The sequence below is a fragment of the Vibrio sp. 1641 genome (assembly GCF_033339995.1).
GTDB classification, from domain to species: domain Bacteria; phylum Pseudomonadota; class Gammaproteobacteria; order Enterobacterales; family Vibrionaceae; genus Vibrio; species Vibrio alginolyticus.
On record NZ_JAWOVP010000065.1, the window covers coordinates 1 to 955 of the forward strand.

The following is a 955-nucleotide window of genomic DNA, read 5'->3' on the forward strand; positions in this document are numbered from 1 at the left end:
CGCTGTCGGGAAATAACCGCGGTTCAGGTTGTTACGAGTCCAAGAGATGTTGAAGTCAAAGTCGTTGGTATTTAGCGCACCGCTTGAGTCGATATTGTCTGCTTGGGCTTGCAAGAATTGCTCTACCTGCAAGTAAGGTGACAAGTTACCGATCTTGTTGTGGGTATAACCAACGCCGAATTCAAAACGGTTCAGTTCGTCAAATGGGAAACCCCATGTCAAACTTGCACCATAACTTTGGTTGGTATAGTCAACGATACCCGCTTTCGATGCTTCAAATTCATCGTAGAAAATCTTACCGCCCAAGCTTACACCATCAAGGTTCCAGTATGGGTCGCGGTAGTCTAAGCTCACGTTCTTTTGATAGTCGTTCATCATCGCGTTGATACCAACGCGGTTACCGCTACCTAAGAAGTTGTCTTGTTGCAGACCAACTTGGAAGCTGACGCCCGATTCGGTACCGTAGCCAACACCAAAGTTTACACTGCCTGAGTTCGCTTCTTTAACCGAGTAAACCAGATCAACTTGATCATCACTACCTGGTACACGAACCGTTTGTACTTCTACGTTTTCAAAATAGCCAAGACGGTTAAGACGTGTCTTACCAGTTTCAATCGACTTGGAGTTTAGCCAGCTACCTTCCATTTGGCGCATTTCACGACGCAGCACTTCATCTTTCGTTGAGTTATTACCAGTAAAACGAATGTCGCGAACGTAAATTCGATTACCTGGATCAACATTCACAACCAAGGAGACTTGTTTGTTTTCATCGTCAAATTCAGGGATGGTGTTTACTTGAGGGTAAGCGTAGCCAGATTCACCAAGCACACGCTTGATGCCTTCTTCCATCGAAGTCACAAGAGAACCGTTGTACGTTTCATTGTCTTCGAATGGAACGAGTCGTTCGAAGGTCGCTTCTTCACCAATCAGGTCACCGCGGAATTTTACATCTTTA

At 45.3% G+C, this 955-nt stretch carries 1 protein-coding gene; it reads right to left on the reverse strand.

Translation table 11 applies throughout. The annotated features are described in order from the left end of the window. The coding region (gene bamA / locus R7Z47_RS24180; RefSeq protein ID WP_318130679.1) for an outer membrane protein assembly factor BamA at nucleotides 1-955 on the reverse strand (955 nt) is incomplete at both ends.